Origin of the sequence: Clostridium sp. JS66 (genome assembly GCF_033561535.1) — a bacterium.
Taxonomy (GTDB): domain Bacteria; phylum Bacillota; class Clostridia; order Clostridiales; family Clostridiaceae; genus Clostridium_AM; species Clostridium_AM carboxidivorans.
Genome location: NZ_CP131467.1, coordinates 672,521 through 694,694, shown reverse-complemented (window position 1 = coordinate 694,694; position 22,174 = coordinate 672,521). Strand labels below are relative to the sequence as shown.

16 protein-coding genes are annotated in these 22,174 nt (G+C 28.2%); 3 read left to right on the top strand and 13 right to left on the bottom strand.

Annotation, left to right across the window (positions count from 1 at the left end; genetic code table 11):
* Nucleotides 1-26: 26 nt before the first annotated feature.
* From Q6H37_RS03105 to Q6H37_RS03050, 12 genes are all read right to left on the bottom strand, one after another.
* Entirely contained in the window at nucleotides 27-1,085 is a 1,059-nt protein-coding gene (locus Q6H37_RS03105) for an HD-GYP domain-containing protein (protein ID WP_318739123.1), read from the bottom strand.
* Between the two features lie 91 nt (nucleotides 1,086-1,176).
* A complete protein-coding gene (locus Q6H37_RS03100) occupies nucleotides 1,177-2,268 on the bottom strand; it encodes a GerAB/ArcD/ProY family transporter (protein WP_318739122.1) in 1,092 nt (363 codons plus the stop codon).
* Between the two features lie 69 nt (nucleotides 2,269-2,337).
* Nucleotides 2,338-3,465 carry a Ger(x)C family spore germination protein gene (locus tag Q6H37_RS03095; protein WP_318739121.1) on the bottom strand — a complete coding sequence of 376 codons (1,128 nt, stop codon included), beginning with the start codon at nucleotides 3,463-3,465 and terminating at the stop codon, nucleotides 2,338-2,340.
* 29 nt (nucleotides 3,466-3,494) lie between these two features.
* Nucleotides 3,495-4,613 (bottom strand): Ger(x)C family spore germination protein, encoded by a 1,119-nt coding sequence (locus Q6H37_RS03090; RefSeq protein ID WP_318739120.1) that lies wholly within the window; start codon nucleotides 4,611-4,613, stop codon nucleotides 3,495-3,497.
* A complete protein-coding gene (locus Q6H37_RS03085) occupies nucleotides 4,591-5,694 on the bottom strand; it encodes an endospore germination permease (protein ID WP_318739119.1) in 1,104 nt (367 codons plus the stop codon). Before Q6H37_RS03085 ends, Q6H37_RS03090 begins: the two co-directional genes overlap by 23 nt.
* Entirely contained in the window at nucleotides 5,687-7,180 is a 1,494-nt protein-coding gene (locus tag Q6H37_RS03080; RefSeq protein WP_318739118.1) for a spore germination protein, read from the bottom strand. The genes Q6H37_RS03085 and Q6H37_RS03080 overlap by 8 nt, the downstream gene beginning before the upstream one ends.
* Before the next feature lie 228 nt (nucleotides 7,181-7,408).
* Nucleotides 7,409-7,933 carry an FmdE family protein gene (locus Q6H37_RS03075; protein WP_318739117.1) on the bottom strand — a complete coding sequence of 175 codons (525 nt, stop codon included), beginning with the start codon at nucleotides 7,931-7,933 and terminating at the stop codon, nucleotides 7,409-7,411.
* 134 nt (nucleotides 7,934-8,067) lie between these two features.
* Nucleotides 8,068-9,051, bottom strand: a complete 984-nt coding sequence (gene cbiM, locus Q6H37_RS03070) for a cobalt transporter CbiM (protein WP_318739116.1) — start codon at nucleotides 9,049-9,051, stop codon at nucleotides 8,068-8,070.
* Nucleotides 9,052-9,249: 198 nt separating this feature from the next.
* Nucleotides 9,250-10,101: a lipoyl synthase gene (gene lipA, locus Q6H37_RS03065; RefSeq protein WP_318739115.1), complete on the bottom strand. Its 852-nt coding sequence runs from the start codon at nucleotides 10,099-10,101 to the stop codon at nucleotides 9,250-9,252.
* Nucleotides 10,102-10,132: 31 nt separating this feature from the next.
* Nucleotides 10,133-11,116: a lipoate--protein ligase gene (locus Q6H37_RS03060; RefSeq protein WP_318739114.1), complete on the bottom strand. Its 984-nt coding sequence runs from the start codon at nucleotides 11,114-11,116 to the stop codon at nucleotides 10,133-10,135.
* A gap of 26 nt (nucleotides 11,117-11,142) precedes the next feature.
* On the bottom strand, nucleotides 11,143-11,622 hold the full coding sequence (locus Q6H37_RS03055) for a PTS glucose transporter subunit IIA (protein WP_318739113.1): 480 nt from the start codon (nucleotides 11,620-11,622) through the stop codon (nucleotides 11,143-11,145).
* A gap of 25 nt (nucleotides 11,623-11,647) precedes the next feature.
* Nucleotides 11,648-13,465 (bottom strand): MutS-related protein, encoded by a 1,818-nt coding sequence (locus Q6H37_RS03050; RefSeq protein ID WP_318739112.1) that lies wholly within the window; start codon nucleotides 13,463-13,465, stop codon nucleotides 11,648-11,650.
* A 308-nt stretch (nucleotides 13,466-13,773) separates the two neighbouring features.
* On the opposite strand from Q6H37_RS03050, the gene Q6H37_RS03045 reads away from it, so the two are divergent.
* Both Q6H37_RS03045 and Q6H37_RS03040 read left to right on the top strand, forming a co-directional pair.
* On the top strand, nucleotides 13,774-14,421 hold the full coding sequence (locus Q6H37_RS03045) for a hypothetical protein (protein ID WP_318739111.1): 648 nt from the start codon (nucleotides 13,774-13,776) through the stop codon (nucleotides 14,419-14,421).
* 14 nt (nucleotides 14,422-14,435) lie between these two features.
* Nucleotides 14,436-14,996 (top strand): hemerythrin domain-containing protein, encoded by a 561-nt coding sequence (locus tag Q6H37_RS03040; protein WP_318739110.1) that lies wholly within the window; start codon nucleotides 14,436-14,438, stop codon nucleotides 14,994-14,996.
* A gap of 87 nt (nucleotides 14,997-15,083) precedes the next feature.
* Here the strand turns inward: Q6H37_RS03040 and Q6H37_RS03035 are convergent, their stop codons facing one another.
* Entirely contained in the window at nucleotides 15,084-19,241 is a 4,158-nt protein-coding gene (locus tag Q6H37_RS03035) for a 5'-nucleotidase C-terminal domain-containing protein (RefSeq protein ID WP_318739109.1), read from the bottom strand.
* 257 nt (nucleotides 19,242-19,498) lie between these two features.
* On the opposite strand from Q6H37_RS03035, the gene Q6H37_RS03030 reads away from it, so the two are divergent.
* Nucleotides 19,499-22,171 carry a PAS domain S-box protein gene (locus Q6H37_RS03030; protein ID WP_318739108.1) on the top strand — a complete coding sequence of 891 codons (2,673 nt, stop codon included), beginning with the start codon at nucleotides 19,499-19,501 and terminating at the stop codon, nucleotides 22,169-22,171.
* Nucleotides 22,172-22,174 lie beyond the last annotated feature (3 nt).

Genomic DNA, 22,174 nt, shown 5'->3' with positions numbered 1-22,174 from the left:
CTCCTTTATTTTATTTATAGTATACTCTAATAAACAAGAGATTCTATAACTGTATTATATGTTGTTAATAGATCGATTTCATAGTTAGTTATTTTTTCTTTTGTAATATGATCATATTTAACTCTTATAACAGGTCTGTCTGGAAAATATTTATTTTGCTTTACCACATATCCTTCCACTCCATTAGAAAGTTTTACACAACACCCTAATGGATAAATAGAAAAACTTTCCTTAAATTTTTGTACTATATTACTTTCAAAAATAGTACTAGCATTGGATATTATATACTCATAAGCTTCATTTGGATTGAATCTTTCTCTATAAGCTCTATTAGCACTTAAGGCTGTAAAAACATCACAAACACTAATAATTTTTGCATAATACCAAATTTTATCTCCACTTATTCCATTAGGGTAACCTTGTCCATCTATTCTTTCATGATGCTGCGCTACTGCACATAAAATATTTTTATTATTTATTCCAGCTTCTTTTAAAATCTCATAACCATATACTGGATGTTTTTTAATTTCTTCAAACTCTTCCGCAGTAAGAGGTTCTTTTTTATTTATAATTCCATTTGAAATTTTTATTTTTCCTATATCATGTAGTATTGCTGAAATTCCTAATTCCGTTAATTCTTCTTTTTTTAAGTTTAAGGAACGCCCTAAAAATATGGACATAATTGCTGTATCTACACAATGAATATATGTGTAGTTATCATATCTACTAATTTCATACAAATTAGTATTCATATCACCTTCTTCAGCAATATATTCAGCTAAATTTTCTACAATTTTAAAAGATTCTTTAATGGTATTGACATCCCCCTGAATTATACTTGTAAATATACTAGGAAGTCTTTCAATTGTTGATTGCTTTAATTCATCAATTTTTTTATCTTCTTTAACATCATCTAATTCGTTATCTTCTATATAAATATAATAAAATCCACTTTGTTTTATTCTATTTATATATGGAGTATTTAATTTTGTGCCCGAAGGCAAAAGCACCTTTCCATATCCGTCAAATAACGTTTTTCCTAATACTTCATCACCCTTTAAATTCCTTACCAATTCAAATCTCATAATAATATCCTCATTCTTCAAATGGAATAAAAATTAAAACTATATTAATATTTTAATTCATAAATAGTAAATATTCAACTTGATGAATGAATTATTTTTTAATTAAAATTTTTCTATTATTTATACTTATTAAAAGTGCTATTAAAGAAACATATGATAAATTAAATAATACATATATAGGTATAATCTTACTAGCAAATGCACCTCTTATTATAGTATTTTCATATTTAGAAGATATATAGAAAATTATGGGATACGTAATAAGGATAAAATCTTCTCTCTGTACTTTTTTAATTAGTTCATTTAATCCAAAAGTAAAAGAATAATAGTAATTTGCTATGATTTTAATCATTATTAAAGTCCACATTACTATAAATACATATCTAAAACTATTTATAATAGGTAGTGTTAAAGCTTCTGTTGCAGTAACTACAGGCCATATAAATTTAGGAACAACATCGATACCCAAATAATATATAGTAATAAAAGTAAACCAAGTATATACACTTCCGGTAATTAACAAGCTCATTAAACCACACTTCTTCAAACTTTTATTTTCTTCTAAAAAAGGATAAATCAAAAATAAAATTTCCATACCAGAATAAGCAAGGGCAGTTTCTTTTGTAGATCTAATCATATTAACTACACCAGAACCAAATACAGGCATTACATTTATCATCATACCTTCTTTTAAAGCAACTATAGGAATAAAAAATGAAACAAAAGTCAAATAAAAAATAATTTCATTAGTCTTTCCAAGAGGCTTAATTCCTTTATATGCAAGAAAAGCTGCTGGCAAAAATATTGTTATTAGAATTTTATTTTTATCTAAAAAAAATATCATATATATCTTAAGTAAATTTGCTATTCCCGAAGCTGCTTCTGTTAATATTAATAAAAAAAATAATACAAATATAAAATTTAATATAGTACCTATGATTTTACCAAAATACTTTTTACTTAAAATTAATATATTTTCTTTAGGAAATTTTTTATAAAGATAGTTTGCTATAAAGATCATATATATAGGATATATTAAACCAAATATACAAGATATCCATCCATCCTGCTGAGCATCTTTTATAACATCAGCAGGTAACGTTAACACTGAACTTCCAATCATGCTTCCAACTAGTATATAAGTCAATTGATTTTCAGTTAAAAAAATATCTTTATTATTCATTCATTTCTCTCCTAAAATTATCCCCAAAATTTGCTTTTGCTTTATATAACTGAAACTAATAATACCTTTTTAGTATTCTCCTCTACCTTCAGCATTTACTTTAACCTTTACATTTACATATATGTCAGATTCACTTACTACCTTATTCCAATCCACACCAGTATGCCTCCCATACTTAGCAGCTGCATATTTACCCAAACCTAAAAAATCTACTTTATATTGAGATTTAGCACTACTTATAAAATTCTCACAGTTTTTTTTTATTGAATCTTCCATATCTTTAACAAATTCTTTCTGAACTTTTGGATCTTTATTAAGATTTGCATATAATTCATTTGATGCTACAGTACCATTTAGATTCAAATCAATTATAAATTTATATTTTTCACCTTGCTTATAACATTTAACTTTTCGTTTAACTTTTGCCTCATAGTCTATATATCTCTTAGACCCTTTTTTTATAGTAAATATTCCACCTCCACCATCTTTTCTTAGCAAATTTACAATTTTAGCTTCCTGTAGATCTAATTTTGCTATCATTGTATCACCTTTAAATATGGCAATACCCGTAATTTGAGGTAAATTTTCTTTTAATTCTATATAAGGAAGTACTAAATTTCTTCCTTCAGCACCAACCCTTGTTATTGAATTTATAAAATTATATTCACCAGTAAAAAAATTATAGTATTTAGAATTTATAATCAATGATTCTATATATTCTGCAGGATTTGAATATCCTTCAATTTTATACTTTAAAATATCTTCAGCTTTTTCTTTACACACTATCATAACTGCTTTATCATTTACTTGAGGCGTAGTCAATAATATATCAAAAATATTGTTAATACCCTGTCGAGCATAACTTTCGCTTATTATAAGCACTTTTTCTAACCCTATTACAAATTTTTTTTCAGATTTCAATTCTCTATTATCCCTGGTCTCTCCTAGATTTTTAGCTTTTCCAATAATAACCTCACTTTTTATACCACCTGAAGGATCAGTTATATATGTAGCTATTGGAATACTATATTCTATATCCTTCTCACTTTTTTTTATTAAATCATATCCTATGCCTATAGGAATTGCTAAATCTTCTATCAACTGACCCTTAGCGCCTATAAAACTCCACAAAAAAATCATTACAATAGCTATTTTAATAATTATATTTTTAACACTTTTTTTTGCATGTTTAACCATTTTTTCACCTTTTAATAATCCTTAAAGATTTAATATTCTCCCCTGCCTTCAGTATCAACTTTAACTTTTACATTTACTTCTATATCTGATTCACAAATAGTCTTATTCCAATCTACTCCTGTTTCCCTTCCGTATTTGGCTGCTGCCACTCTTCCTAAGTCTAAAAAATCCACTTTATATTCACATTTAGCCTTACTTAAAAAATTTTCACACTCTTTTTTTATTGAACTTTCCATTTCATTTGTAAACTCTTTCAATACTTTAGGATCTTTATTAAAATTTTTATATAGTTCATTTGATGATATAGTACCTTTTAAATTTAAATTTATTACAAATTTAAATTTTTCACCTTCTTTATAACATTTAACTTTCCTTTTAGATTGTGCATAATAATTTATATATTCTTTTGAATTTTTTTGTATACTTAACATACCTTGTACTTTGTTTTCTCTAAGCAAATTGGCTATTTTAGCTTCCATAATATCTAATTTTGCCACCATTTTATCCTTTTTAAATACAGCAATGCCTGTAATTTCAAGACCATTTTCCTTTATCTCCAAGTATGGAAGTATAGTGCTTCTTCCTTCTGCATCCATTCTCACTACTAAATCCATCATAGTATATTGTGGTGCAAAAAAATTAAAATAATTAGAGTTTTTAATCATTCCTTCTATAAATTCTGTTGAATTAGCATACCCCTCTACTTTATACTTTAAAATATCCTCGGATTTTCCTTTACATACTGTCATAAAGGCCTTATCATTTATTTGAGGATTATGAACTAGTATATCTATAAGTTCATGAACTCCATCTATAGCAAATTCTTCACTTATTACATATACTTTTTCCAGCCCTAGTAAATATCTTTTATTGTTTTTTACCTGTCTGTTTTCCCTGGTACCTCCAATAGTATTAGCTTCTCCAACAATAACACTACTTGTTGTATTACCAGAAGGATCAAAAACATATATTGCAATAGGAAGCCTATATAATTCATCTTGTTTTGTGTTCTTTACTATATCCATTCCTATTCCTATAGGTACAGATAGATTTTCTACTAATTCCCCCTTTGATCCTATAAAGCTCCATAACAAAATTCCACTTAATATCATGGAAATAATAAACTTAGTGTGTAACCTTTTTTTCATGTTTATCTCCTTTTTTTATAAAAAGTAAAAGAGCTACGACAGAAACATATACTAAATTAAAGAGCACATATAAAGGAACTGTCTTGCTTAAAAAACTTCTTCTTATAGTTGGATTTCCATACTTTATAGATAAATAAAAAGCTATTGGATACATCAAAAGAACAAATTGTTTTCTACTTATATGCTTAGTAAATTGGCTTAATCCGTAAACCAACATAAAATAAAAATTAGACATAGTTCTAAACATTATAAGAGACCATAACATCATGAATATATATCTAAAGCTATTTATTACAGGTATTATTACAGATTCTGATAGTGTTACAACAGACCATAAAAATTTAGGAATAGTTTCAGTTCCCAAATAAAATATAGTTACAAAAGTTATCCAAGTATAAATAATTGAAGTAAGTACTGCAGCCCCTATGCTGTAACGTTTAATTTTTTCTCTGTTTTCTAAAAAAGGGTATATCAAGAATATGACTTCTATTCCGGAATATGAAAACGCAGTTTCTTTAGATGCTTTTAGTATATTTATTATTCCAGAACTAAATACAGGCATAATATTTAAAAAACTACCTTGTTTTAAGGCTGCTATAGGAATAAAAAGTATAGGAAAAGTACAACAAAAAATAATTTCTCCTACCTTACCAAGGGTATTAATACCTTTATATGCAATAAAAGCTGGAACCAAAAGTATAATTGCTATTATTTTTTTTCTATTTAAAAAGTTAACTACATATATTAAAAAAACATTACATGTTCCTGCTGCCACCTCTGTCAACAAAAATAAGAAAAACATTACAAATATAAAATTAAAAATTCCACCTAAAATCTTTCCAAAGCACCTTTTGCTTAATATTAGTATATTGTCTTTAGGAAACTTTTTACACATATACATTGCCATAGTAATCATATATAAAGGATATATCATACCTATTATACATGCTATCCATCCATCCTGCTTTGCAGCTTTCACTACATCATTAGGTAATGTCAATATTCCAATTCCAATCATACTTCCCAGTAATATAACCGCAAATTGGGTAATAGTTATTGTATTCCCTTTATCATTACCCATTTTTGCCCCTCCTAAATTTCCATCTGAAATTCTTTTGTCTTACAGGGTTATTATTAGGTATAGCTTCTGGTCTTTTATTCATTTTCCATATAGGTGCTCTTATAAGGATATCTTTTAAATCACTCTTATGAAAAGAAAAATAAGGAACTCCATAGCTGTCTAAAGAACAAAGATAAGCTATTAAAAAAAACCACCCTATGGCTATCCCTAGTGCTCCTAACCAATTAGCTAATATTAACATAGGATAATTTAAAAGCCTTATGGAAAGAGACATTTCATAATTAGGTATTAGAAAAGAAGCTACAGTTGTAATACCAACTACAAGTAATGTAAGGGAACTTACAATTTTAGCTTTAATTGCTGCATCCCCTATAATAATTCCACCTACCACACTTATAGTCTGACCTATCTTGCTTGGTAATCTAAGTCCTCCTTCTCTTAAAAATTCTATAACCAAATTCATAGACAATATAGACATAAACGGAGTTAATGCTATACCCTTTCTCGATTCAATAATAGATTGTATAAAAGTTAATGGTATTAGTTCTGAATTGAATTTTATTAAAGTTACATAAACACTTGAAAGAGTAATTACTATAAAACCTGCTATGTATTTTATTATCCTAACAAAGGATGCTACTAATGTTCTATGATAATAGTCTTCTACTGTTTGAAAAAAATCTCCAAACAAACTTGGAACAGTCATAGCAAAAGGTGATCCATCCATTAATACAGCTATTCTTCCTTCCAATAAATTTGATTGCACTATATCTGGTCTTTCTGTAGCAAAAGATTGTGGAAAAATACTATAGGGATGTTCTTCTATAAGTTGTTCAACAATAGAATTTGCTGTAACACCATCCACATCTATAACTGATATCCTATCTTTTATTTTTTTTAATAAATTTTTATCTACTATATCATCTATATACATAATTACTAAATCAGTTTGAGATCTTACACCTATAATAACTTTTTCTGTTTTCAAGTTTCTATCTTTTAACCTTCTTCTTATAATGCTTACATTTGTTTCTAAACTTTCTATAAAAGAATCCCTAGGACCTCTTACTGAAGTTTCATTCATAGGATCAGTTATAGATCTAAAGTTTCCACCAGTAGTATCTATTATAATAAAGCTGCTATGCCCCTCAATTAGTACTGAAGTTTTCCCCCTTTTTATAGCATCTACAGCTTTATTTATATCTGTTTCTAATTGAGTATTGCTCATAATTATATATTTTTTACATACATATTCTTCAATCTGTGGTATATTGCTTAAATCTTCTTGTACATGAAGCATTAATGGACTTAAAATATCTTTATCTATCATGTCTTTATTAACCAAACCATTTACATAAATAATAGATGCTTCAACAGGATTTTTATTTCCTATAACAAAACTTTTAGTTACTAATTCCATGCCATTTCCCATTAAATTCTTAATATTATCCAAATTTTGTTGTAGTGTAAGCTTTTTATTATCCATATATATCACCTCGCTTTACAAGAACAATATAGTCTTTGTTTTTAGTATGTATTTAATTTTAAAAAATATTAGACACATTATGCCTCTAATGTAAGTATTCTGTTGTTATAAATGGATATTTATTGAAAGCACCTAACTCAAATATCAAAGAAGAAATAATAAAAACACTAAACTTTACTTATGTAAAATTTAGTGTTTCTATTTATGTTTGAATATAATTTATTCCTACTAAAACCCTCTTGAATAATCATTAAAGCAATCTAAGCAAACCTTTTTGCCATCCATAAGTCTTATCTTATGTTCTGCAGTACTTTCTCCACAGTTTTCGCAGATAATGCTATTAAAAAGTCTAGCCTTTTCTGGAATTTTAAATTTTGGTGCCTTAAATAAGAACAAGTCCTCAATATCAGCATTCAATATGTACTCCATACGTTTTTCTCTATCTTCAGACTTGTCTAATGGTTTTAAAACTATTCTCAAAGCTTCATTATTCTTTCTATTGAAAAATGTAAATGCCATTTTACCAGAATCCTTATAAACTAAGTTTCCTTTGCCTATAGAACAACCTGTTAATACTTGTACTGCATCTACACAGCAAGCGTCATTTTCTGTTACACAAACAATTTCTTCATCTTTAGAATAATCTAATCCCATCTTTTTTTTAGCAGCTTCACTAACTTTATAACCTATAGCTAAGCCTGGACAGGAATGTCCGTGAAATTCTACACACTTTTTCCACAAATCTTTATTCATATAACACTCTCCCCTTCATAGTATACTTAATATAAGTATACTATACCATCAATTTTAATGTAAATTTAAATGGCCACAGCTTATAATACATTTGCATAAGCTGCAGCCTTTAAAACTTTCATTTAATATTAATTCTATGATGCTTTATTTTGTAAATCTTTTTCCTTTTTAACTGAAGCAATTACTTTAAATATAATTAATAAAATTGCCACTCCAGCTATAGCTGAAACAATATAACCGAACCTTTCAGGCATTCCACCTGGAGCATAGTCTGGCGCTATTGCATTAAAACTAAATCCATTTTGAAAAGCTTTAGGTACGTATCCTACTAATGACTTCATTTCTTCTGCATCCCATTCTCCCCAAGCAGTTCCGCTAGCTAAAAGTCCTAATGGACATAATACTATTAAAGCACCAAGTAATCCATATAAAGATTTTTTGCTTGTTTTCTTTCCTTCATATATAGTACCAGGTGACATCTTTTTTACATAAGCATAAACTCCTGCTGTTATAGCTCCTTCTAGTATTCCCACAAGTAAATGAGGTAAAACCATAGCTGGCACTGAAACGCTTAATGTATAAGGGCAGTAAATTGCTGCACCTGCTGCGTCTTTAAATAATAGTGGTTGTATTCCAAATTCAATTGATGCGCAAAAGGCTGCTGCTAATATTCCCATATAGCCACCAATAAATGCTGCTATATATTCACCTTTTTCACTGTTTACTCTATTTTTTATAAATCTATAAATGTAATATCCGACAAAGGGCATTATAAAAGCCATATTAAACGTATTTGCTCCATAAGCAAGTATTCCACCATCTCCAAAAAATAATGCCTGAATTAATAATGCTATACTGACAGATATAGTTGCCGCATATGGTCCTACTAATATTGCTATTAAAGTTGCTCCTACTGCATGAGCTGTAGTGCCTCCTGGAACTGGCACATTAAACATCATTACAAGAAATGATACAGCTGCACATACACCAAGTATAGGCATTTTTCTTTTACTTACTTCTTCTTTAACCTTTTTTACTGATTTTGTCCACACTGGCAGCATAATAACCCCCATTGCTGCACAGGTTGATGGACTTAAATAATTATCTGGAATATGCATAATTTTATCCCCCCAACCTTATAATAAAAAACCCTTCATTTTTTCTTTAAATAGATTATCTTTACAATAAATAGCAGCAATTTTTATGCCATATGTTTTACAAGGTAAAAACAGCAAAAAATTCTCAAAACGATACTTTTTTAGTACCATTTTGAGAATTTTTTCATTATGATAACTTTTTTATTATCGAATAAACAATTAATAATTAAATACCTGTTCTGCATAATAAGAACTTCTAACTAAAGGAGCAGAAAAAACATGTTTAAATCCCATATCTAAAGCTATTTTCTCATATTTTTTAAATGTATCTGGATGCACATACTCTACTACTGGATGATGCTTTGAGGAAGGTGCCAAATATTGTCCTATAGTTACAATTTCACAATTAATGTTTTTCAAGTCCTTAAGTATTCCTATTACATCATCTTCATTTTCTCCAAGTCCTAGCATAAAGCCAGACTTAGTCATTATTGAATCATCCATTTCCTTCACTTGCTGTAAAAGTTCCAATGATCTATCATACACTGCCATAGGTCTTACTTCTCTATAAAGCCTTGGCGTTGTTTCTACATTATGATTTATTATATCAGGTTTAGCACTTACCACCTTTTTCAAAGCCTCTTTATTTCCTTTAAAATCAGGTATTAATACTTCTATAGTGATATTTTTATTTAATTTTTTTATCTCTTCTATTACTTTTGCAAAATGTGCTGCTCCACCATCTTCAATATCATCTCTTGTTACAGAAGTTATAACAGTATGTTTAAGATTTAGCTTATCAACTGCTTGTGCTACATTATGCGGTTCTTTATAATCAACCACCTCTGGTTTTTCTTTTGTTACATTACAAAAAGTACAATTACGAGTACAATTCTTTCCAAGTATCATGAATGTGGCTGTTCTCTTGTTAAAGCATTCCATTCTATTTGGACAATTTGCTTCTCTGCAAACTGTATTTAACGAATATTTCTTTAGTATTTCTTGAACATTACCAGAAATCTCTCCCCCTCTTATTTTTACTCTTAGCCATTCTGGTTTTCTTTGATGCATGATCTTATCCCCCTTTGAAAAAATCTATATATTAATTAAACATTACTTGCATTAAGTTATCTTCATTAATATTACTCATATATTTTTCAATTGATATATTCTTTAAAACATCTCTTATACTCTTTTCATTATATCTTATTCCAGTAAAAACATTTTCCAATTCAATAACATCACTTTCACTAAAAAAATCTCCATATAATTTAATACTGCTTATTAATCCCTTTTCCACATTTATATTAGCCTGTACTATTCCTCCTAAAAACTTTTTTTCATTAAAATAATTGAAATTAGGAGATTTTCCATAATTCCATTCCCATGTAGAATACTTTTCATCAGAAATCTTTTTTATATGAATCCAATCCTCTTCTGTTAATTCGTAAATTTTTACTTCTTGCTGTTCACTCATAATAGAATTAGCCAAAAACTCTTTAAATTCATCTAAACTCATGGGAATCTTTAAATGTTCACTTATGTTAGTAACCCTACTTCCTACAGATTTAACTGATTTGTCTTGAAACTTTATATCTTTTACTTTTAATGCTGATGTTAAATCATTCATACTAGCTGAAAATAAAATGCTACCATGGTGAAGAATTTTATCTTTATAGTTGTATTGAGCATTACCCGAAAATTTCTTTCCATCTATGGTTAAATCATTTCTTCCTGATAAATCAGCATTTATACCAATTTTCTTTAGAGCATTTATAATAGGATATGTAAACTTACAAAAATCTGCAAAACGATTTTCACTATTATTAGCTATAAAAGTAAAATGTAAATTTCCAAGATCATTAAAAATTGCTCCTCCACCTGACATCCTTCTTACAACAGGTAAATTGTGTTTTTTTACATAATTCATATTTATTTCCGAAAGAGTATTTTGATTTTTTCCTATTAATATACAACGTTCATTTCTCCATAACATAAAACAATCTTCTTCAAAATTTTTTAGCATATATTCTTCAATGGCATGATTGATATATGGATTGGTATTATCATTCTTAACAAAAATCATAAAAAACCTCCAAATAAATATTTGAATTATTTAGTTTTATAAGTAAATATAATATCCTCTCCTGCTGATACATTTACTCCAACATTTTTATCAATATTCTTAACTCTGTCACCATTAACAATTAAAACTGGAGTAATTAAAGAAAATCCTTTTTCTTTTATAATCTCCCTATCGATTTTTATTATAGGATCTCCAGCTTTAACTATGCTCCCCTCTTTAGCTATTCTTTGAAATCCTTCACCATCTACTTGTATCGTATCTATTCCTATATGAACTAAGATTTCTACTCCATTATCAATGGTAACAGCAAAAGCGTGATTTGTCTTAAATATTATAGTTAATACACCATCTGCTGGTGAGACTATTGTATCTCCTGAACAATCAATAGCAACACCATCTCCAGCAAGTTTATTAGCAAAAACTTCATCTGGTACCTCTGACAACTCCAATACCTTACCAGATGCAGGAGATATTACAGAATAATCTTTCTTTAATAAATCAAACATATAGTACCCCTCCTAAAGCTTATATTTATTTTTGTATATCATGTTCAATTTCTATTCCCGCCATCTTCATTAAATAAAGAGCATTCCTAGTTTTTGATATACCTCTTTGAAGCTTATAATCGAAATAAATTTTATTATCTTTATAATATTCTCTAAAATGATAATTCTTTATTTTATTATTACTTTCCTCTTCCAAATCACCTAATTCCAAATCATGAGTAGATACTAAGCCTAATGTTTTCTTCTTACTTAAGCTATTTATTAAAACCTTAGCTCCTGTATGTCTATCTAACGAATTAGTTCCTTTAAAAATTTCATCTAATAGGAAAAATATTTTTCTTTTTTCTTTAGAAGCTTTAACAATATTCTTTATTTTTAAAAGTTCTGCATAAAAAGAAGATATATTTTTTTCTAGATTGTCACTAACCCTCATGCAAGTATATATTTCCATTATGGAACAACAAAAATTCTCAGCAAATACTGCAGACCCTGAATAGGCTAATACTAAATTAATTCCTGAAGTTCTAAGGAGTGTACTTTTACCAGACATATTAGAACCTGTTATAAGTCCTACAGTAGATGGCTTTTTAATTGTAAGATTGTTACATACGCCTTTCTCACCTAATAGTGGATGTGCCATATGCTTAGCTTCAAATACTAAATCATTTTCAACAATTTTAGGGATAGACCACTTTGGATGATCATAATTTATAATTGATAAACTGCTCAATTCCTCAAACTGTCCAATAGTATCAATCCACTTCTGTAAATTTCCTCCACACTTCTCTTTCCATTTTTCTAATGCAAACATATATTGATAATCCAACAATAATAATATATTGATAATTATATACATAGAATTTCTACGATCAGAAATTACATCACATAACTTTACTAATTTTCTTATTTGTTCAGATGCTTTATATTTATCATTTATAAGATTACTTTTTAGTTCCATTAAATATGCAGAATGAAACTTTTCCTTCTCAATTAATTTTATCATTTTATCATAAATCTTTATACTTTTTTTAAATTCATAAACTACTCCCAAACTCTTAAAACGTTGACCTGCCTTTGGGATAAGCAAAAAAATCTGAATAACTATTAATAATAGGGGTACAGATCTAGATACTCCATTAGTCATAAAATGCAATATAAGCATACCAACTGTAATTGCAGGTAATACCTTAAATATTAGAATTATATATTTATTGGTATAAACAGGATTTCTATTCTCTGCTACTTTAATGATAGGTGACGGATCAACTATTTTTTCATTTATAACTTTTCCTTCAGCTTCAAATCTTTGCCTCCATTTAAGCTTTTTTGATAGCTCCTCTATGGCCTCTTGTCTTTTTTCTATTTCTTCTACATTTTTTAAACATGTAGAAAGTGAGTTTTTCAACTTTCTTCTACCTAAATAAGTATTAGCAGTATTAATCCACTGAAAAAGAGAGCCTTTACCAAAAATATCTAAATCAAAAGAATAATTATGATCTATATCTACAAATTCCTCACCATCATCAACAAAATCCTTCCATTTACCATTAAATCGTTTTATACAATTATCATTTATTTCACTAAGCACTAAAGAATAATTTCTGTTCCTTTTAATTTTTCCATGGATAACAACTATAAAAACAAATAATACTAAAAAGCATAAAAATGAACTTATACTTAAATAAATATATTTTTTTGTATATAAAAATACTGTTAATATAATTCCAACCAAAAAAATAATAAGCCTTGCAGTGCTCATAATACTTATAGCTTTATTTTGTTTTTTTACTAAATTTAAATAATTATTTTTTCTCTTTTCGTAAAATTTTTCTCCAATTACCACTAAAGATTTTCCTCCTTTTATGGAAGCCAATATATTTTTATTTTTTTTAATAATATAAGGATATTACACCTTTAATATTCTATTTGTATAACTGAATTTCCTTTATTTTTGTGTGAATTTAACTTTATTATGCTTAATACATACCTATTTATTTTACAGCAAATCATATAACTATTATTATTGACAATTTCATACATACATTTCATTGTATTATAACTCTAGTAACATTTGTTACTGATTTATAATACATATTTACATATAATAAAAACATGAAATTAAAGTTAAAATAATAATTCAGGAGGTTAATTATGAGTTTATTTTTAGGAAAAATTCATTATTGGTTATTTGATAAAATTAAATGGTTTGAAGGTTTAGAAAGTGACATAGTAAGCTGGGCTGAACATAAAGGTTTACCTGTAGACAATTGGAAAGAAGAAATATATAAAGATTTTGGTCATCCTGTTGAAGATAAGCCTCTAGAAGATATGATAGATACCTCAAACATACATGGATGGCTTCAGGATAAAATTTCAAAAGCAGAAGGCAGGCAGGCAGCATGGGTTACTAAAATACTAAATTCTTCAGAAGAATATAAAGAAGATCTAATAAATATATTTGAAAAACAAGGTAGTAAATTAGGAGATAAATATAGACAAAATTTAATTCCTAATACTCCAGAAGAAGTCTATAATATTATAAATGATTCTATTCTAGAAGGTATGCCTTGTGATAGAGTTACAGAAGAACTAGAAAATAATTCTGAGGTTTATATGTGGAGAACAAATCTTTGCCTTCACAGTAAATACTGGGATAGCGTTAATGGAGATGTAAATAACTTTTATATTCTTCGAGATGCATGGATAGAATGCTTTATAAAAGCCTTAAATAGTAATTTTTCATATAATGTAAGTATAGTAAACAATAAAAGGGTTCAAGAAATTAGAAAAATTTCTTAGAAGGAAGTGATTAAATGAATGCTCTAGAAATAATGGTTGCAGAACATACAAATATTAAAAGAATGCTTAAAATAGTAAGAAAATACTGTTACAAAATATTAAAGAATGAAGCTTTAGATTACAATGATTTCTATAAAATAATAGATTTTGTTAGAAATTATGCAGATAAGCATCATCATAGTAAGGAAGAAAATATATTATTTGATCTCTTAAGTAATCAACTTGGAGAAAAAATTAAAAACGGCCCTATAATGGGAATGCTAGTAGAACATGACTTAGGTAGATTATACATGACAAATTTAGAAAATGCATTAAAGCGATTAGAAACTGGTAAGGAAGATGCAAAATTAGACATAATTGCAAATTCAATTTCCTATACAGATTTGCTAACCCGACACATAGAACGTGAAGATACAGCCTTATATAAATTTGCAGAACGTTCATTAACAGAAGAAAACGCAAAAATACTAAATGAAAAATCTGAAGAAGTTGAAAAAAATGCTGCTTTAAACAATATACAAGATAAATATTTAAAACTTATTGATGAACTAGAAAGAAAGCTTGATGCTATTTAAACTAAATGATATATGTAATAGCTCAAATTAACTTAAATAAAAATGATAAGACACAACTTTTCAAAAGTTGTATCTTATCATTTTTATTTAGTTGCCTATACCTGTTGGCAATTTAGTTTGTCCTCCAAGTAGTATTACAATGCTATTAGGACTAGTATTACTGTTAATATAATCTGTAGTTGCCTTTGGAACATTATTATATACTAACATTATTGGAGAAGAACTTTGTGCTGCTAATGCAGAACCTGCTAATCCATCTGCAAATTCAGTACCAGTTGAGCCATCTCCTAACGCTACAAACATTTTATCTAATTTTAAATCATTTTGGAATTCTTTCATTACTGCTACATTTGTTTCAAATCTATTGCTTCCTCCAAGCCTTACTGCATTCTTAGATAAAACTTTATCTAAAGAATTCTCTACTGACTTGCTAATTGCACCATCTAGTCCAATTATATAAAAATTCTTTGCCTTATTCTCATTAATATATGCAGCTACACTATCTGGAAGTTTATTGCCTTCTGTTAAAAGTATTGGCATTTCTTTTGATGCAGCCACTGATGATACTGATAAAGCATCAGGATAATTATATCCATTAACAAAAATAGCTTTATCCTTGATTCCTACTTCTTTTGCAATATTTACAGAAGTTTCAAATCTATCTTTTCCATATATTCTTTTAACTTCTGGTTTAACCTTTAAATTATTTTGTATATTGCTTTCTATTTCTTTAGATATAGACCCTTCACCACCAACGATTATTACATGCTTTACATTTAATCTTTCTAACTCAGCTTTTGAATAGTCAGAAAGTTTATTTTGCTGTGTTAATAATATTGGAGCATTGAACTTCTTAGCCATTGGCGCTGCACAAAGGGCATCTGCAAAAACTTCACCATTAGCAATTACTGCATAATCAGAACCTTTATCCCATCCATTTTTAGAAATATTAGCTGCAGTTTCATATCTATCAGCACCCTTTATTGTTTGTACTGTAAATGGATATATTGGAGTAGTACTTAACTTCCAATTCTTATCTACAGTTGGTGTAATAGTTTTATTTTCTTGAATGTATTTAGTCATCATATTTCTAACTTGACCATCATCTCCTAAAGTCTTAGCTGAATCATACATTACTATAGATGTATCTCCAGGTTTTAAACCAGCTGCAGCCATAAAGCCTCCACCACCATTAAACCTATAGTTATTTATAGCTACTGTAAATTCATCTGTATCCTTTACTGGTACTCCGTTAAATTTTAAGTTCTTAATTCTGCTTATTGATTTAACTTCTCCTGTTTTAGAATCCACTGTACATGCTGGTTGTGTTAAATCAACATCATAAGTTGCTCCATATAATTGATCCAGATTATAGTCTGGAACATTTAATGTTTTATCATTACTTACAGCATCATTAGGATTGTTTACCTGCCCATAGTATCTTGCAGAAAACTCCATCCACTTTTTAAGCTGTGCTCCATTCATTTTTATTCCATATAAGAAATTTTCAAATACATATACTCCCATTATATTTTGAATTGTTATATCTCCCTTTGGTATATATGCACTTTCACTTAAAGGTGCTGCTATAGACAATTGAGTTCCTGCTCCCTTTTGTTGTACCTTGTTTATTAAATCCATAATAGCTGTTGGCTCCATTGTTTGTCCCTTGCCTGGAAATTCCCCTGATGATTGTCCAATTACCGTTGCCATATATTTTAAAGTTGTATCCTCATAAGGCTGTGCTAATTTAGTTATAGCTTCATCGGCTGCAATTTTATCATCCATAGGTACTGTTTTAGCATTGATTGTTCCTATAGTTCCATTTGCATTTATATTTATATCCAATTGCGAAACATATTGTCCTGATTTTGCTGGTTCAGTAACAGGAACAACTTTTCCAGAAGGATTCTTCAATGTAAGATCACTGGATATATTTTTATGAGCATGTCCGCATATTATAGCATCTATGCCATTTACACTTGTTGCCAAGGCTTTTACTTGATTTTCAGGTATTGTATCCGTAGCTGTTTCTTCTCCACTATGGATAGTAACTATTACTAAATCTGCCTTCTCATCATTTCTTAATATTGGAACCCATTTTTTAGCTTCATCCACTGGATCATTAAATTTTAATCCATTATAGTTAGATGCATTTTCCCAATTAGGAATACACTTAGTTGTTAATCCTAATATACCAACTTTAAGACTTTTTCCATTTACATTAAGAGTTTTTGTAATATAAGGCTTTACAAAGTTTGAGTTATCAGAAGTTTTATAAGTATTTGCTGATAATACATTTATATTTTCTTTTTGAGCATCCTTAATTACCCTGTTTAAAACTTCTAATCCATAATTGAACTCATGATTACCAAGTGTCCATGAATCATATTTCATAGCCCCCATAACCTTCATCATTGGATATTCTGACTTTGTATCTACTTTGTCATAATAATAAGATAATGGTGTTCCTTGAATAGTATCACCAGAATCCACAAGCATTACATTTGGATTTCCATTTCTTAAGTTATTTACATAAGTTGAAACTTTAGCTAGTCCTAAATTTGCAGCTTTTCCTGTACTATAATCTATAGGATATATACTTCCATGAATATCTGAAGTTCCTACTATGGATATTTGTGAAGCTCCATTAGTGGCTATTCTCTTATCCATTGAAGCTATTATACCCTTATTTGCTTTTATATTTTCAATTAATGAATCTCTTACAAGTATATGAGTATCATTATAAGTTTCTTTAACTGATGGCTCATTAAATACAACAAAGCCATCTCCTCCTGTTGCCATAAAATCATTAGTAGCAACCTTCAAGATTTCTTTATCAGAAATAGCTGTGCCATCTGCCTTTTTTATATCTATTACTCTATTTCCTGATGGTTTTGTTGAATCATAAGTAACCTTAAGTCCCGACATTTGAACTCCAACTCCATTGTCTGCAAAGGCTTCTTCAAATACCTTTGTTAACTGAGCTTTATTCATCTTTACTGTAGTTACTACATTATCAAAAGGCATTAAGTAAAATATTGTTCCAACTGTTATATCCCCTTTTGGTATATCAACTCTTATACCTCCATTATTTTGTAATCCAACATCTGCATTCCCTTTATTTTTTATAATATCAGCTGTCCAATTTCCCAGATAAGATTCTCCAAAAGGAGCTGTATCTTGTTTCCTAGTTAAATCTTTATTTGTCTTGCCTATAACTTCATTAAAGGTTGAGCCAACTTGCTTTTTAGCATCAGCTACTATAGATAATGCATTAGCATCAGTGATTGGATTTTTTGCTTTGTATCCATTATCTTTATTATTATCTAATGCTATATAACTTGTAGTTGGATTTATAAATGATACTTTTCCTGAAGATTCTACAGACATTTTCAAATCTATAAAACCTTTTGCTTGTGCTTTACCTATCACAACTGGTATGCCTGTTTTACTAATAGCTTGTACAGCGGTATGTGAATGCCCTCCTAACACTGCATCTACATTAGAAAGCTTGTCTACTATGTCAAAAACTTTACCTGTTTTACAATCTTGATTGCTTCCTTCATGCATAAGTGCTAAAATTACATCTGCCTTTTTATTATCTTTAATGTCCTTAGCTAAACTATTTATCTCATTTAAAGGATCTGTAAACTTATAATTTGCTACATTATTTGGAAGAACTATTCCTGGTGTTTCTGTAGTTATTGCTCCTATAACTGCAATTTTTACTCCATCTTTATTTATAATTTTATATGGCTCAAAAACTCTTTCTCCAGTATTTTTATTATAAAGATTTGAACATACAATTGAATACTTAGAATCCTTCATTGTAGTATTTATAATTTTGTCTAATCCCCAATCAAATTCATGATTTCCAAGAGCTGTTACTTCCATTCCAATACTGCTCATTAACTTTTGTACAGGAACTCCAAATAAAACATTTGACATTGGTGAACCTTGATACAAGTCTCCTCCTCCAAGAACCAGTGTTCTATTTGGATTTGCATTTTTAATATTGCCAATATTTTTAGCAAGTACTGCTCCTGCAGGTAATGGAGGTGTGCTTGCATCCTCTAATGCACCATGAAAATCTGTAATTTCAATTAAATCAAATAATTTACCAGATTCACTTGCTTTAACATCTGTAAAAGCGGTTGGTGTTAAAAGTGATACTACCATTAGTATTGTCATTACCAAGGATGTCAACTTCTTGTTTTTAAAAGCTCTTAACAAAATTATCATCTACCTTCCTTTAAAATTTATAACCTATTGGAAATATATTCATATATGAAAATTATATAACAATGTTAATTTTTTGTAAATTGGTAACCGAATGTTTATAAAAATAAAATACAATTTAAAATTACTTTAATTCTTCTTGTTGATACATATATGTAAGTGTAATATACTTTAAAGAAAACGCCATAATTTTCAAGACATTTTTAATTTTAAGAAAGAGGTGAACATTAAAGTAGATTTAACATCTATTTTTATCTATTATGAGACATATATTTGAAAACGAAGAAGATTTTAGACAACACTTTAAATTTTTATCTTATATTTCTGTACCTTTTTTTTTAATACACAGCAATGATACTATAAAAGAATATAATTCTCCTGCTGTTGAAATGCTGCATACCATTTACATGGATGAAAATATAAACGCTTTTAATGCTAAATTTAATAATCTTTTATGGTTTATTGAAGAAGATTTTATTAAGTTTAAAACAAGCATTAAACAAAATAAGGTTTTTGTTAAAGAAGTAAAACTCAATAATATTACCTGGAAATTTAATGGACAATTTATAAAGCATAATGATTCCATATTTTTAATTATAAACTACCGTCTTCAAAAAGATGAATACACAAAAAAAGCTTTACAATTAGCTTCCATAGCTGATGCATCTGAAGATGTTATAATAGGAAAAACTTTAGATGGCAAAATAATAAGCTGGAATAAAGCGGCTGAAAGAATTTTTGGATATAGTGAACAAGAAATTTTAGGTAAAAAATTTTCCATATTAGATAATAACGAAAATAATAAAATCTTATGCAGTACAATAAGTAAAAATGGAATTAAAAACTACGAAATAGAAATGACAAATAGAAATAATGAAGTTATATACTTATCCATAAGCATATCACCTGTTAAGAACTATAGTGGGGATACTGTATGTGACTCTGTTATTGCTAGAGATATAACTGAAAATAAAAAGCTTCATAAGGAACTATATAATAGTGAAAAAAAGTTCAGAAGTATATATGAGCAATCTCCCATCGGAATAGAACTTTTTGATGCTAATGGAGAAGTTATATCCTCAAATGAATCCTTCTGCAATATGTTTAACTTAGATGACATAAAGGAGTTCAAATATTCTAATTTCTTTAATACTCCTCATATTTATGAAAGTGTAAAAAATAGAATTAGAAACAAAAAACCTTCTCGTGTTACTTGCAAATATAAATTAAATCAACGTGCTGACTTTGAAACAAATAAAAATAGAATTTATTATTTTGATATTGTAACTGCTCCTATACTAAATGAAAAAAAAGATTTAACTGCAATTTTATTACAAGTACAAGACATTACTAAGCTTAAAACTGTGGAAAAAAAAGTTCAAAATTTCACCAACTTATCTGATGATATATTTTCTATATTTGATTATGATGGTAAGTTTTTTCAAGTAAGTGCTGGTATGAATAAAATTTTGGAATGGAGCGAAAAGGATGTTCTATATAAAAACTTTAAAGATTTTGTTCATGTTGATGATATTCAAGGTTGTGTAAACGATTTTTCATATTTATTAAAATATGGTAGACACATATTCAAAAATAGATATATTTGTAAAAACGGAACCTATAAGTGGATTGAATGGAATTCATTCGTAATAAAAGAATATAGCCTTATTTATTCTATTGGAAGAGATATAACTAAGAGAATGGAAAGCGAAGAGGAACTAAAAAAAGCTAAAATTGCAGCTGAAGAAGCTAATATTGAAAAAAGTAGATTTTTAGCTAATATGAGTCATGAAATAAGAACTCCAATAAATGGAATAATGGGTATGACAGATTTAACTTTGATGACAGAATTGACAAATGAACAAAGAGAATATTTGAATATGGTAAAATCTTCCTCAAGCCACTTACTAGATATAATAAATGACATTTTAGATATATCTAAAATTGAATCCGGCAAGTTCAAGCTTGACTTAGTACCTTTTAACCTTGAAGAAAGGATTTCAAAAATGGTTAAAAACATCTCTGTTCTTGCTTATAAAAAGTTTATTGAAGTTATGTATTTCATTGATCCTAACATTAGTGAAGGTAATATTATAGGTGATCCTTCAAAATTGGACCAAATATTAATGAATTTACTAAGCAATGCTATTAAGTTTACAGACAGAGGAAATATAATGGTCTGCGCAAAAAAAATTGAAGGACCTAAAGATAAAATTAAAATTCAATTTTCTGTTAGCGATACTGGAATTGGAATTCCTGAAGATAAAATGGACAGGCTTTTTAAAACCTTTAGTCAAATAGATGATTCGTACACTAAAAAATATGGCGGTACTGGATTGGGACTTTCAATATCTAAACACCTTGTAAATATGATGAATGGCGATATATGGGTAACAAGTAAGCATAATGAAGGAAGTTGTTTTTACTTTACCGCAGAATTTTTTCCAGCTGAAAATTCATCAAAATGTTTTTTAGAAGATGATAATGAAATTGCAAGTACTGTAAAATATATTAAAGAAATAACACCAAATATAAAACAAGTTAATAGCTCTAAGAATATTTTAATTGTAGATGATAACGAAATAAATCAAAGATTTATTTCTACTCTAATAAGTAAGAAAGGCTATAATTATTTTACCGCTTTTGATGGCATTGAAGCTTTAACCTTATTAAAACAAATAAAAAAAATTGATTTAATCCTTATGGATATACAAATGCCTAATTTAAATGGATTAAACACCACCAAAAACATTCGCAATATAGAAATAAATACAGGAAATCACATTCCAATTATAGCAATGACAGCCTATGCTATGATAGGCGATAGAGAAAAATTTTTATCAGCAGGAATGGACGATTATATTTCTAAACCAATTGACTATACTACACTTTATAAATTAATAGATAAATTTCTATCCAATAACCTAACATAAGAA